Origin of the sequence: Corynebacterium aquatimens (assembly GCF_030408395.1) — a bacterium.
Lineage (GTDB): Bacteria > Actinomycetota > Actinomycetes > Mycobacteriales > Mycobacteriaceae > Corynebacterium > Corynebacterium aquatimens.
Map to the genome: position 1 here is coordinate 2,074,678 of NZ_CP046980.1, position 13,157 is coordinate 2,087,834.

Here is a 13,157-nt window from a genome sequence, read left to right on the forward strand (position 1 = left end):
ATCCACCGGGCGTTGTCGGCTACGAAAGTGCGCAGCTAGTTGGCGACAGCGATGTCCACCTTCTGGAAGCTCTTGATGTCGGTGTACCCACACTTCGCCATCGCGCGACGGAGACCGCCTACTAGGTTCATGTCACCGAAGGCGCTGGTGGACGGGCCTTTGAGGATGGATTCCAGGCTGCGTTGGTTTTCCTGGCCCACCCACTCATCAGTGGCAGACACGAAACCCCGCGGGAAGCGGGGGTGCGCTGCCGCCGACTGCCAGTAATAGCCCTTACCTGCTGCTTCAGCGGCAGACGCCAGCGTGTACCCCAGAACAACTGCATCCGCACCGCACGCGATCGCGCAGGCAATGTCACCGCCGGTGTACATCGGGCAGTCTGCCAGAACGTGAACGTAACGGCCTTCGGTCTCATCCAGGTAGTCTCGGCGAGCTGCAGCAGCATCCGCGATCTGGGTTGCAAACCCATTTCCGATCCCCAGCGGGTTGACGGCATCAACCTCACCGGAGCCGACGATAACGCCAGCGGCACCGGCGCGCATGAGGTGCAGCGCAGTGGTGTAGCCGTTCACACCACCGGCGATAACCGGAACATCCAGCGAGCCGATGAACTCTTTGAGGTTCAGTGGTTCCCCACCCTTTTGCACGTGCTCAGCAGAAATCAGGGTTCCTTGGATGAACAGCAGTTCCGCACCGGCCTTGACCACCACGTCAGCAAGCTCGCGTGCCCGCTGCGGGCTTACGCGCAGGGCGACGGTGACGCCGGAGTCGCGCACCTGCGCGATCCTATCGGCCAGCAGATCAGTATTCAGCGGCGCAGCGTGCAGTTCTTGCAGCACCTTTGTGGCGTTGCCGTCCCCATTGCGGGCTTCTATGATCTTCTCCACCGCGCCGTCAAGGTCTTCATGGCGCCCAAGAAGACCTTCAGCGTTGATCACGCCGAGTCCACCTTGCTTGCCCATCTCAATAGCGAACTCAGGGCCAGCTAGAGCGTCAGTAGGGTGCGAGCAGATCGGGATGTCAAAGCTGTAGGCATCGATGTGCCAGCTCACGTCCACATCTTGGGAGGAACGGGTGCGCCGCGACGGGACAATCGCGATATCTTCCAAGTCGTAGGTGCGACGCGCTTCGCGCCCGATACCAATTTCTACGTAGTCACGCATGGGTAGTTCTCTTTTCTATTCCGTGAGGGTGGCTGTGCCACCATTACCCGCGGTAGTTCGGGGCCTCGACGGTCTGGGTGATGTCATGCGGGTGCGATTCGCGCAGGCCAGCTGAGGTGATCTGCACAAACTGCTTGGTCTGCAGCTCTTCGATCGTGGATGAGCCCGTGTAACCCATTGCTGCGCGCAGGCCACCGACGATTTGGTGGGTGATGGAATCCAGCTCACCGCGGTAGGGCACGCGACCTTCGATACCCTCCGGCACCAGCTTGTCCTCACTGGTCACGTCCGCCTGGAAGTAGCGGTCCTTGGAGAAGCTGCGCTTCTCTCCCGTGAGTCCCCGGCCCTGCATCGCGCCCATGGAACCCATGCCGCGGTAGCGCTTGTACTGCTTGCCGCCCACGACGACGATGTCGCCCGGCGCCTCGCGCGTACCGGCGAGCATGGAGCCGAGCATGACCGTGGAGGCACCCGCAGCCAGTGCCTTGGCCACGTCACCGGAGTGCTGCATGCCGCCGTCCGCGATGATGGGCACGCCCGCTTCGCGTGCGGCCACCGACGCCTCCAGGATCGCAGTGATCTGCGGCGCGCCAACACCGGCAACCACGCGCGTGGTGCAGATCGAGCCCGGGCCGATGCCCACCTTGATCGCGTCCGCGCCAGCCTCAGCCATCGCCTTTGCTGCCTCGCGCGTAGCCAGGTTTCCGCCGATCACGTCCACGCGGTCACCGAAGTCCTTCTTCACCCGCGCAACCATCTCCAGCACGCGGTTGTTGTGCGCGTGCGCCGAGTCCACGACCAGGGCGTCAACCCCGGCCTCAACCAACAGGCCAGCGCGGTTGTAGGAATCCTCGCCCGTGCCCACGCCGGCACCCACCAGCAAGCGCCCCTCGGAGTCCTTCGAGGCATTGGGGAACTGCTCGGTCTTGACAAAGTCCTTCACCGTAATCAGGCCGGTGAGCTTGCCGGCCGCATCCACGATCGGCAGCTTTTCCACCTTGTTCGCACTAAGTAGCTTCAGGGCTTCGTGTTTATCGACGCCATCTTGCGCGACGACCAGCGGCATCGGGGTCATGACCTCTGCGACCTTTCGGTCAAAGTCCGGTTCAAATCGCATATCGCGGTTGGTGATGATGCCCACCAGAACACCAGCCTCGTCCACGACCGGCAAGCCTGAGATACGGAAGCGAGCGCACAGCGCATCAACGTCAGCCAAAGTCATATCTGGCGATGCCGTAACGGGGTCCGTCACCATTCCGGACTCAGAGCGTTTCACGATGTCTACGTGCTCCGCCTGGTCTTCAGCTGAGAGGTTGCGGTGCAGCACACCCATACCGCCCTGACGAGCCATGGCCACAGCCATCCGGGATTCTGTCACCGTGTCCATCGCCGCGGACACGACCGGGATGCCCAGACGAATGTTGCGCGTCAGCTGCGCCGACGTGTCCACCTCACCCGGAACGATGTGGGATTCCGCCGGGAGCAACAAGACGTCATCGAACGTCAAGCCCTTCAGTACGACCTTGTTAGGGTCATCGCCACCGGTGTACACCCGATTTGTCTGGTCCGTGCGATCCATTCGCCAGTCCCCTTCACATCTCGTTGAAGAGCTCTTGTTCGCTCTTGTTCTCATAGCTCGTTCTTGAAAGCCAGCATAGTGCGGCCCGCGACACAGAACTATTGGCGGGACTATCCCACGCATCATTTCAGTCGCTGCGCGGTGACCACTATCCTTGAAGGCGTGAATTTTGATTCCCTGATGCCACGCGATCCCTTCGCAGATGACCCCAACGATCCGGCGTCGTTCATTGAGGACGATGAGGTCGTGGAGCCGCTATCTAACGAAGAGCGCAGCGCAGTGATGCACGATCTCGCGCAGACTAGGGAATTCAAAGCCGTCCTCGGTCCACGCGGAATTTCTGGAATTTTCTTCCAGTGTGAGGACTGCGAGGAAATGCATTACTACGACTGGGACATCATGATCACCAACATGGTGGCCAGCCTCCAAGGCGAACTCCCACCGGTGCACGAGCCGAGCGTCCAGCCAAACCCGGACGCCTACGTTCCATGGGACTACGCCCTGGGCTACCTCGACGGGTTGGATGCCCGCTAACCCGGGCCCGACCCACTACTTGTCAGCATCCTGCTCCTGCGCAGCCGGGGCAGGCTTTTCCGGTTGCGGTGCGGGCTTCTCAGTTGGCTGCGGGGCCTGAGACGACGCCGCCGGTTTCGGGGCTGGTTTCGGCGCTGGAGTCTTCTCTGGAGCTTGCTGCGCTGGCTCGTTCTGCTTAGGCGATTGCGGCGCAGGAGCGCCTTCCGTCACAGTCACGGTATGCGTCACCGGGGGCGGAGTAACCGTCACGGTCTCTACCCGCTTATCTTCACGCGGTGCCGGAGCGGCCGGCGAGGAGGATCCCGGGGCCGGGGCATGGCGCTCCCCACCGCGGCGGGAATTCTTTTCCCTTTCCACGTCGGAGCGCAGCTTCGCAATCATCTCACGCGCTGCAGCGATGTCGCCGTTGTTCGTAGCGTTCTCAATCTCCTCGAGTGCGCTGGCCAACTCCACCGTCGTAGACGAGTTCGTCGTGGGCGGGCCGAACAACGCAGTTCCAGCACCGGCAACGACCACGGTGGCTGCGGCGGCGCCAACCAGACCAGCGACCCAGGGGTTCGCTCCCCTACGGCGGCGCCGGTACGCGTCCAAGTCTGCCGGACCGTCATTGTGCTCAGGGAGCATCGGTGCCGCGGGCATCGGGGCCTCCACATCTTCGCGCAGCTCCAGCAGCATCGCCGCGAGCTCATCGCTGCCGCCGCTCGGGTCAGACCCTTCCGACAAGGCGGTCAGGAATGCATCATCGTCAGCGATCGACCGTGTGTCCCACTTACGCTCCACGATGGCCCTCCTCTAACTCTTCGTTCTCGATTGCCTTGCGCAGCGTTGCAAGCGCCCTGTGCTGCGCAACCCGGACCGCACCAGCACTGCTGCCAACGACCTGGGCTGTTTCTTCAGCAGAGAGTCCAACAAACACCCGAAGAATGATGATCTCTCGTGCCTTTTCACTTAGTTCATCGAGCAAAGCTCTCACTCTGTTACTTCCAGCTGAGACTAGCGCCCAGTCTTCCGGGGTTCCACCGGTAAATTCCTGGTCAGGGACCTCATCCGTCGCGTGCGACTTGTCTCTCCCAAGCGATCTGTGGGCATCGGCGACCTTATTAAACGCGATTCCGTACACGAACGCCATGAAGGGACGACCAACGTCTTCGTACTTTGGCAATGACGTTGCCACAGCCAAGCAGATCTCCTGGGCAACATCCTCAGCGGTAGGCATCCGGCCCCCGCTAATCCGTGCACGCGTGTAGCGCAGGATCTGCGGGTGGATGAGCTTGATAATGTCCTGCAAAGCCCTGCGGTCACCCCGTTGAGCAGCCGGTACAAGCTCAGCGAGCACGGCATCTGTGTCAGACGTAGACACTGGTCTCCTTTGCTCGTTTCTTCTTGGGCGTCTTGCGGTTTCTTACGGTTTCTGGCGATTACTTACGGTGTCTTTCGCCACCGCCACCTAACGGCGCATCTCTCTCGAAACGTCCCAGGATATCTTACGCGCCCTTGCCGCTTAGGCCTAAATGAATCAAATCTTGGGGCGCTGGTGAACAGAGGTTAGCCAATAGTTCATTTACCTTTAATCTAGGGCCAAAACAGCAGTTCAAGCGCATTGTTGTCGCGACAATTCTACTATCGCAAACTTTATTCCAGCTAAGTGTCACTTCCGCGCCATGTGTTGTTTACCAACACCAACCAAACTGCATCCTCGGTAAAAAGCGAGCGTCCTCCACGGAAATGTGCAGGTTCTTTTCAAGGAGTTTTCATCGATGGCACCCATCACCATGCCCCAGCTTCTGCCGGGCCCGAACGCTGATTTCTGGGATTGGCAACTACGCGGGGCATGCCGCGGCGAAGCGTCCGAGGTCTTCTACCACCCAGACGGGGAGCGCGGCCGGGCACGTGCTCAGCGCGAGAACCGCGCGAAGGCAATCTGCTACTCCTGCCCGGTCGTGGCCCAATGCCGCGAGCACGCACTCGCAGTGGCCGAGCCATACGGCATCTGGGGCGGCATGAGCGAGTCTGAGCGCCAGGCAGCTCTGCGCAGCCGCAAGGCCGCCAAGCGCGCCCCGGCAAAAGTCGCAGCCAGCTAACCTCTATCACCTTAAGCGTCGCCCCCGACGCGAAAAAGCCCTACCGAAGCACGTGGCTACGGTAGGGCTACTTCTGGTTGCACCCTAGGGTGCGATTAGTGGCTGTGGCCAGCCTCTTCATCTTCGGCCGGTTTGTTCACAACAGATACCTCGGTGGTCAGGATCATGCGTGCCACCGATGATGCGTTGATCACGGCGGAGTGCGTGACCTTCACCGGGTCAATCACACCTTGCTCAATAAGGTTGCCGTATTCACCGGTAGCGGCGTTGAAGCCCTCACCGTTGCCCATCTCAGCGATCTTGGCAACGACCACGGAGCCATCCAGGCCAGCGTTGTCCGCGATCCAGTAGGCGGGCTTCACCAGGGCGCGGGCCACGGCCTGCACACCGGTCTTCTGCTCGCCCTCAAAGCCCTCTGCGTAGGTCTCCAGCTCCTTCGCAATCTGCACCAGAACGGAGCCACCGCCGGCGATGATGCCTTCCTGAGCAGCCGCGCGGGCAGCGTTGATGGCATCTTCGACGCGCAGTTTGCGCTCGTTGAGCTCGGTCTCGGTCGGAGCACCGACGCGGATCACAGCCACACCACCGGAGAGCTTGGCCAACCGCTCCTCGGCCTTCTCCTTGTCCCACGTGGAGTCGGTGTTAGCAATCTCGCGGCGGATCTGCTCGCGGCGTGCTTCGACGTCTTCCGCTGAGCCCGCACCATCCACGATCACGGTGTCATCCTTGGTCACCGTCACGCGGCGAGCGGAACCAAGCACCTCAAGCCCGGCGTCCTTCAAGTTCACGCCGACCTCAGGGTCGATCACGGTCGCGGTGGTCACCACTGCCAGGTCGTCCATGAAGGCCTTACGGCGCTCGCCGAAGTACGGGGACTTCACCGCGATCACCTTCAGCGCCTTGCGGATGGAGTTAACCACGAGCGTCTGCAGCGGTTCGCCTTCGATGTCCTCAGCGATAATCAACACCGGCTTGCCGGACTGCGCGATCTTTTCCAGAAGCGGCAGGAAGTCCGGCAGCGAGGAAATCTTGTTGCGGACCAGCAGCACAGCCGGATCATCCAGAACAGCCTGACCAGCTTCAGGGTCGGTCACGAAGTACGGGGAGAGGTAGCCCTTCTCAAAGGAAATACCCTCGGTCAGCTCCACGTAAGAGTCGAAGGACTGGGATTCCTCAACGGTCAGGACGCCGTCCTTGCCCACCTTGTCCATCGCGCCAGCGACCATGTCGCCGATCTCCGAGTCACGGGAGGACACGGTGGCAACGTTGGCAATATCGCTTGACGACGACACTTCAGTCGCCCGAGCCTTGAGCTCTTCCACGACCTTGTCCGCTGCCGCTGCAATTCCCTTGTTGAGTTCGATCGGGTTTGCACCGGCTGCGACGTTGCGCAGGCCCTCGCTCACGAGCGCCTGAGCGAGAAGGCTCGCGGTCGTGGTGCCGTCACCAGCAATGTCGTTGGTCTTCACCGCCACGGACTTCACCAGCTGCGCGCCAAGATCCTCGAACGGCTCGTCGAGCTCGATCTCACGCGCAATCGTGACACCGTCGTTAGTCACCAACGGGCCACCGAAGGCCTTGTCCAAAACAACGTTGCGGCCCTTTGGGCCCAGCGTTACCTTCACGGTGTTTGCCAGGATGTCAACGCCGCGTTGAATGCCTTCGCGCGCTTCCTGGTCGTATGCAATCAGTTTTGCCATAGCGTAAGTACTATCCGCCTTTTACTTCTCAATCACAGCGAGCAGGTCGCGTGCGGACAGGAGCAGGTACTCCTCGCCGCCGTACTTCAGCTCGGTGCCGCCGTACTTCGAGAAAATCACGGTGTCGCCTTCCTTGACGTCCACCGGAATGCGGTGCTCACCTTCATCGTCCCAGCGGCCCGGGCCGACGGCGATGACGGTTGCTTCCTGTGGCTTCTCCTGAGCGGAGTCCGGGATAACCAGGCCAGAAGCGGTAGTGGTCTCCGCCTCCACGATCTGAACCAGGATCTTGTCTTCCAGCGGCTTAATGTTGACGTTTGCCATCGTCGTACCTTTCGCTAATTGATTGGTGAATTGTTCAGCGGGCAGGGACCCATAAATGTGAGGCCCTGCACTCGCTTACAGTTTTAGCACTCTACCCTTAGGAGTGCTAATGAACAACATGCCGGGCCCCTCCGCGCAAACGCGGGGACCCGGCATGGTTGGGCAGTGCAGACTACTCCTGCGGCGAACCCAAATTCAGCACGGCGTTGCGCCACAGCTCAAATTCTTCTGCGTTGTCGTCCTTGTAGTGGCGGACAGCGCGAATCGTGTTTTTAATTGCCTCGACGATCTCATCGTCGATGCTGTGACCGTCACGGCCAAGGAAAATCACCGGGCCGGAGATGGCCGCTGTGGGATCCTGCAAAAAGCGTGGGTTGTCCGTCGCCGCGGTCGCCTTCGCCATCGACGCAACCGGGTTTGGCTCAGCGCGGTTTTCTTTCGCATCCGGGGAGAAGAATGCATCGTAGATGGCACCTTGGCGCTCAAACGCAACGTGAACCGGCTCGTTCACAACGGGGCCAAGGAACTGGTTTGCATCGTCCAGATCAAAAACGATGCGGTGGAAGGTCAGATCAGGGTTGACAAGAAGGCCGAACTTTTCATGGTCACGAGTAGGCATGGCTGGGTCCTTTAAATCTTGCAGAGAGCGTTCTTTCGAGCATGGCCGATACTAGCTGAAAGTCCGGAAGTCACGGGCCCCTCTCGAGACAGACCGGAGTCCAAACCCACTCCGGCCTAGCTCACTAGCTGCGGAAGCTCCACTTCTAGGGAGGTCACCGTCCCCACTCCAAAGTCTGATGCACCCGCGCCCTCATGGATGAGTTGCGCGGCAAGCGCCGCGATCATCACGCCATTGTCGGTGCACAGTTTCAGCCTGGGCACGCGCAGCTCAATCCCCTTCTCAGCGCACCGCTGCTCCGCAACCGCCCGCAGGCGGGAGTTCGCCGCAACACCGCCTCCAAGGAGCAGCGTCTGTGCACCGGTGTCCTCGCACGCCATGATGGCCTTGGCCGTCAACACATCCACCACGGCCTCCTGGAAGGACGCGCACACATCAGCGATCTCTACGATGCGCCCTTCCCGTTCAGCTGCCTCAACGTAGCGTGCCACGGCGGTCTTCAACCCAGAGAAGGAGAAGTCGTAGCGGTGCTCGCCGCGCAGGTCTTCCGCTCGGCTCAACCCCCGTGGGAAAGCGATCTCGTTCGGATCCCCTTCGCGCGCGTGCTTATCGACGACAGGTCCACCCGGATAGCCCAACCCCAGCAAACGGGCGACTTTGTCGTACGCCTCACCCGCCGCGTCGTCAAGCGTGCTGCCCAGCTCCTTCATTGGTTTTCCTACGGCCGTGACCTCGAGGATCTGCGTGTGGCCGCCAGAAACTAAAAGCGCGATCGAGTGCGGTAGCTCCTCTTCGCCATCCAGGTTCGCCACTGCAACGTGACCGCCCAAGTGATTGACGGCGTAGAAGGGAACACCCCACGCCGCGGCGTAGGCTTTCGCCGCCGATGCGCCCACGAGCAGCGCCCCCGCTAGGCCTGGGCCGATCGTGGCGGCAACGGCATCGGGTGCGGAGATCCCGGCTTCCTCCAACGCGGCATCCATCACCTGCGGCATCGATTCCAGATGCGCCCGCGACGCGATCTCCGGCACGACACCCCCGAATCGAGCGTGCTCGTCCATGGATGAGGCCACCTGGTCTGCGAGGATCTCCATCGTGCCGTCCTCGCGCAGCTCCACGATGCCTACTCCGGTCTCATCACACGATGATTCAATTCCCAGAATGATCATTTGCCCTCCTGTTCCGGACGAAGTTCGCTCGTGTCATTTCTCTTCCCCCTGTGTGAGCGAACGAAGTTCGCTCACACTGTGCCGCATCATCGTGTAGGCATCCGCCCCGGACGGTTGGTAGTAGGCTTTGCGGGTCCCGATGCGGGTAAAGCCGAAGTCTTCGTACAAGGCGATTGCGGCGGCATTGTCGGTCCGCACTTCCAAGAACATCTGCGCGTCGTACATGTCTGCGGCGTAAACCAGCTGTTCCATGAGTACCCGCCCTATGCCTTTGCGCTGGTGCTGCTTCGCCACGGCGATCGTGTGCACCTCAAACTCGGGGTCATCACGTGGTCCAAGCTTGGCCACGCCGGCGTAGCCCATCATCGCGCCGTCATTGGTGAACGCTCCGGCGTAGAACGTGTGCGGGCTTGCAAACTCAACCAGGAACACGTCGCGGGACCACGGGCTGTCACCAGCGAAGAGCTCAGCTTCTATTGCAGCGGCCGCGGTCGCATCCGCTTTCTTCAATTCACGCAGCAGCATGGTCTACAGTCCCCGTAGCGCAGGCGACGGTGGTTTCAAGGCGGGTTCTTTGGCGTCTGGCCTGCGCAGGTACAGCGGAATTAACGGCTCAGGTTCCGCATCCAGCCCTGTACTGGCGGCGACGACTGCGACCATTGCTTCTGGGGTTGGGGCCTGGTAGGTCACTGTTTGGGCTTCTAGCGTGATGCCTGGACGAAGCGGCTCTGGAACCGACATGACGTCAATGTTCCCGGTACTGTCCGCTGTACTGTCCGCGGTGCCCGCCTCGATGACGCCCCGCAGATCCCCGGGCGCGTTCACGGCAGGCCCAGCAACGCGGGTGGGGCAGCCGTTCCCGGCGCGGTAGTGCGCCCAGTAGACCTCGCGGCGCCGAGCATCGGTGACTACGAGGATGTCCCCGTCGGCGCCAGTCAGAGCCTGCAGCTGATACGCCACCGCGTCATGGGTGCATATGCCGTGGACCGGGATTCGCAGCGCCTGACCGTACGCTGACGCCGTGGCCATCCCCACGCGCAATCCCGTGAACGGGCCCGGCCCACAGCCGGCTACTACGGCAGAAAGATCCCCGTAGCTGGCCCCGGCGTGCGCGAGCAGCTCGTTGACGGTGGGCACCAGCAGCTCATTGTGGGAGCGGGTCGGGGTTTCGCGCGCCGCAATCGTCGTCACGCATGGCTCACGCACATCTCCTGCGACCTCAACGAGGCCCACGACCAGGTCCGTGGTGGCCGTGTCAATGGCCAGGCAGATCACTGTGGCGTGCTCCTACGGCTGCTGGCGGATGCCAAAGTTCCACTTGCCGCCGTCCCAGAACACCGGGATCATCTGGGCCGTGTCAATGCCATCGACGAACGGCTCCGGGCACAGGTTCATCTTGGATTCTGGGATTGCTTCGATTCCGGACGGGCCCTTCTGGCCGAACTGGACGATGAAGTTCTCACCGTTGTCAAAGTTGATTTTGTCGCCGTACTCGCCGGAAATCTCCTTCTTCTGCTCAAGCAGAGGCTTCGGATCGTTCTTGCACACCGGCAGAATCATCAAGGTTTCCTCATCGTAGACGTAGCGCAAATCCACGATCTGGGCCGCGACCGCGTCGTTGCTCGGCGGCGTGATCTGCTTGAGCATCGCCTGCAAGGAGCCTGCGGGTTTGACGTTTCCGTACGGCTGGGCACCGTCGGCGGAGTAGCGGGTGGGCAGAATGAAAATCAGGGCGAAGAGCGCAACCAGCCAGAACGCCGCAACGATGGCGGTCCAGCCCTTCTCGGTGCTAGAGAGCTTTTGCATGCCCTTCACCCTACCGCGGCATGGCCCAATGAATAATTCGCGCTTCACTCGACGGGTCTTCCCGCACCGCCGTCTCCCGGTCGAGCGTGACCACGATGTAGTCCTCCGCGAGCTCCTCCATGAGCCCCGCGCCCCACTCCGCGACCACCACCGCGTCCTCCAACGCCGTGTCCAAATCAAGGGCGTCGAGCTGCGTGATGTCGCCCTCAAGCCGGTACGCGTCGACGTGGATCAAGCTGGGCCCATCGCTTATCGACGAATGTTCCCTAGCCACTATGAACGTCGGGCTAGTGACCCGGCCCTTCACGCCAAGGCCTGTGGCGATGCCTTGCGTGAACGTGGTTTTGCCCGCCCCCAGCGGACCATCCAGGATCACCACGTCGCCGGCTGTGAGCGTCTTGCCGAGCTGCTCCCCCAGTTGCCTGGTGTCCTCCGCGGTTTCGCACCGCACCAGCACATCCCCTGCTCTTTCAGTGGTCTCTTCAGTGATCCCTCCAGCTGTCTCTTCAGTTATCTCTTCTGTGCTCCCACTTGCGGGAGCACAGAAGAACTCCCGTACCGTTCGCCCGGTCGGGCTGCAGACGACTTCATAGTTGATCGTACCGGTGCGCTGGGCGAGTTCGGTTGCGCTCATTCCGCCCGCGCCGAAGATCACGGCTTCATCCCCGACCCGCACCCCATGGCCTTCAGAAGGCCCCAGCCACACCACGAACTGATCCATACACACCCGCCCTACCTGCGGGTACCGCTTGCCATTGATGGTGACTTCCAGGTGGTCTTGCCAGTTGCGTTGCACGCCATCCGCGTACCCGGCAGGGATCACGGCGGTCCACCCATCCTCCGGGGCGGTCCAGGTCAGGCCGTAGCTCACGCCTTCGCCTTGCGTGATGTGTTTCACGGCAGTAACGCGGGCCACCCAACTCATCGCCGGTTCCAACTCAACAGCCACCGGAAAACCCGGGTGCGGGTCAAGGCCGTACAGAGCGATCCCTGGCCGAACCATCTCATAGCGCAAGTTCTCATGTGACACCGTTGCCGGTGAATTAGAGAAGTGGTTGCGCTCTAGTTCTAGCCCCATCTGTTGTGCCAGCTCAACCCCGCGCGCAAAGGCCTGTGACTGCACCTGATTGAATTCGCTGGTCGGTCCACCCTCCACATCATCCGCGCAGGCCAGGTGCGACATCAGACCAACTACTTTGAAGGTCCCGTTCCGTTCACCTGACCTGGCGAGTTCAAAGGCTTCTGCCCAATCCTCCTCATCGATCCCCGACCGGTTCATTCCTGTATCCAGCATGAGGTGCACGCGCAGCGGGCTGCCCACCAGCTGGTCAGCAGCATTTTCTTCCTCAACGCGCGACTCCCCTTCTACCCGGTCCCCTTCTACCCGGTCCTCGAGGAGATAGCGCAAGTGTTGCATCGTCGGCACGCCAAGCTCAATGCCCTGAGGGATCGTCTGACCAGGAACCCAAATCCACGCCAAGACCGGTTTGTTAGTCAGACTTTTGAGCTGGGTAGCTTCCTCGAACGTGGCAACGCCAAAAGCGTCGGCACCACCAGCTTCCATGGCACCGATGCAGCGCTCCACACCGTGGTTATAGGCATCTGCTTTGACCACGCACATCAACTGCGTGTCACCTACCGCTTGCTTCAGCGCAGCAGTATTACTCGTGATTGCCTGCACATTCACGCGCGCTGTGAGCAAGTCCGGGCCGAGTTCAGTCCGCTGGGTCATGAACAACAATTGTGCCACCAACACCTCGCCCGCCGCTCCCGCGCCACCCACGGCCCATCTATTCGTCGCACTGTAGATCCGTATGAAAATCAGCCGAACACGACCTGCGGTTTTACCCGCGCAGATTCACACGGATCTACACCCCCACACTAGACCCGCGGACCCACCTGGATCACCGCCTCACACTTGCTCGCTTTAGCCAGCCCCTCGCGCAAATGCTCGCCTTACTCCACCCCAGAACACCCGAATTACTCGTAAAACGAGCATCTGCCGATATCAACATCCCGTAAAACGAGCATGTAAAAGCGAGCATTTGGACCCCGAGCAACGAACCGCCGCGTGTGACCACCCCACTGTAGATCCGTATGAAAATAAGCCGAACACGACCTGCGGTTTTACCCGCGCAGATTCACACGGATCTACACCCCCGCACTAGACCCGCGGACCCAC

14 protein-coding genes are annotated in these 13,157 nt (G+C 61.2%); 2 read left to right on the forward strand and 12 right to left on the reverse strand.

Going from position 1 to position 13,157, the window contains the following annotated elements; genetic code table 11:
• Nucleotides 1-35: 35 nt before the first annotated feature.
• A complete protein-coding gene (locus tag CAQUA_RS09410; RefSeq protein WP_196825357.1) occupies nucleotides 36-1,163 on the reverse strand; it encodes a GuaB3 family IMP dehydrogenase-related protein in 1,128 nt (375 codons plus the stop codon).
• A gap of 43 nt (nucleotides 1,164-1,206) precedes the next feature.
• Nucleotides 1,207-2,742 (reverse strand): IMP dehydrogenase, encoded by a 1,536-nt coding sequence (gene guaB, locus CAQUA_RS09415; RefSeq protein WP_196825356.1) that lies wholly within the window; start codon nucleotides 2,740-2,742, stop codon nucleotides 1,207-1,209.
• Between the two features lie 180 nt (nucleotides 2,743-2,922).
• On the opposite strand from guaB, the gene CAQUA_RS09420 reads away from it, so the two are divergent.
• Nucleotides 2,923-3,276, forward strand: coding sequence for a DUF5319 domain-containing protein (locus CAQUA_RS09420; RefSeq protein ID WP_196825720.1), 354 nt, complete (start codon nucleotides 2,923-2,925; stop codon nucleotides 3,274-3,276).
• Nucleotides 3,277-3,291: 15 nt separating this feature from the next.
• Here CAQUA_RS09420 and CAQUA_RS09425 read toward each other — a convergent pair whose 3' ends face one another.
• Both CAQUA_RS09425 and CAQUA_RS09430 read right to left on the reverse strand, forming a co-directional pair.
• A complete protein-coding gene (locus CAQUA_RS09425; protein WP_196825355.1) occupies nucleotides 3,292-4,056 on the reverse strand; it encodes a hypothetical protein in 765 nt (254 codons plus the stop codon).
• Complete coding sequence (locus CAQUA_RS09430) at nucleotides 4,046-4,636, reverse strand: sigma-70 family RNA polymerase sigma factor (RefSeq protein WP_196825354.1); 591 nt, start codon at nucleotides 4,634-4,636, stop codon at nucleotides 4,046-4,048. Before CAQUA_RS09430 ends, CAQUA_RS09425 begins: the two co-directional genes overlap by 11 nt.
• A gap of 406 nt (nucleotides 4,637-5,042) precedes the next feature.
• On the opposite strand from CAQUA_RS09430, the gene CAQUA_RS09435 reads away from it, so the two are divergent.
• Nucleotides 5,043-5,357 (forward strand): WhiB family transcriptional regulator, encoded by a 315-nt coding sequence (locus tag CAQUA_RS09435; protein ID WP_196825719.1) that lies wholly within the window; start codon nucleotides 5,043-5,045, stop codon nucleotides 5,355-5,357.
• A gap of 95 nt (nucleotides 5,358-5,452) precedes the next feature.
• Here the strand turns inward: CAQUA_RS09435 and groL are convergent, their stop codons facing one another.
• From groL to alr, 8 genes are all read right to left on the reverse strand, one after another.
• Nucleotides 5,453-7,057: a chaperonin GroEL gene (gene groL, locus CAQUA_RS09440; protein WP_196825353.1), complete on the reverse strand. Its 1,605-nt coding sequence runs from the start codon at nucleotides 7,055-7,057 to the stop codon at nucleotides 5,453-5,455.
• Nucleotides 7,058-7,078: 21 nt separating this feature from the next.
• On the reverse strand, nucleotides 7,079-7,381 hold the full coding sequence (groES, locus tag CAQUA_RS09445; RefSeq protein ID WP_196825352.1) for a co-chaperone GroES: 303 nt from the start codon (nucleotides 7,379-7,381) through the stop codon (nucleotides 7,079-7,081).
• A gap of 172 nt (nucleotides 7,382-7,553) precedes the next feature.
• On the reverse strand, nucleotides 7,554-8,000 hold the full coding sequence (locus tag CAQUA_RS09450; protein ID WP_196825351.1) for a hypothetical protein: 447 nt from the start codon (nucleotides 7,998-8,000) through the stop codon (nucleotides 7,554-7,556).
• Nucleotides 8,001-8,116: 116 nt separating this feature from the next.
• Nucleotides 8,117-9,169, reverse strand: a complete 1,053-nt coding sequence (tsaD, locus tag CAQUA_RS09455; protein WP_196825350.1) for a tRNA (adenosine(37)-N6)-threonylcarbamoyltransferase complex transferase subunit TsaD — start codon at nucleotides 9,167-9,169, stop codon at nucleotides 8,117-8,119.
• A gap of 33 nt (nucleotides 9,170-9,202) precedes the next feature.
• The gene (gene rimI, locus CAQUA_RS09460) at nucleotides 9,203-9,694 is read right to left on the reverse strand and encodes a ribosomal protein S18-alanine N-acetyltransferase (RefSeq protein ID WP_196825349.1); all 492 of its coding nucleotides are present in this window, start codon (nucleotides 9,692-9,694) and stop codon (nucleotides 9,203-9,205) included.
• 3 nt (nucleotides 9,695-9,697) lie between these two features.
• Entirely contained in the window at nucleotides 9,698-10,444 is a 747-nt protein-coding gene (gene tsaB, locus CAQUA_RS09465; protein WP_196825348.1) for a tRNA (adenosine(37)-N6)-threonylcarbamoyltransferase complex dimerization subunit type 1 TsaB, read from the reverse strand.
• Nucleotides 10,445-10,456: 12 nt separating this feature from the next.
• Nucleotides 10,457-10,975 (reverse strand): hypothetical protein, encoded by a 519-nt coding sequence (locus CAQUA_RS09470; RefSeq protein ID WP_196825347.1) that lies wholly within the window; start codon nucleotides 10,973-10,975, stop codon nucleotides 10,457-10,459.
• 10 nt (nucleotides 10,976-10,985) lie between these two features.
• The gene (alr, locus tag CAQUA_RS09475) at nucleotides 10,986-12,707 is read right to left on the reverse strand and encodes an alanine racemase (RefSeq protein ID WP_196825346.1); all 1,722 of its coding nucleotides are present in this window, start codon (nucleotides 12,705-12,707) and stop codon (nucleotides 10,986-10,988) included.
• Nucleotides 12,708-13,157: the final 450 nt, after the last annotated feature.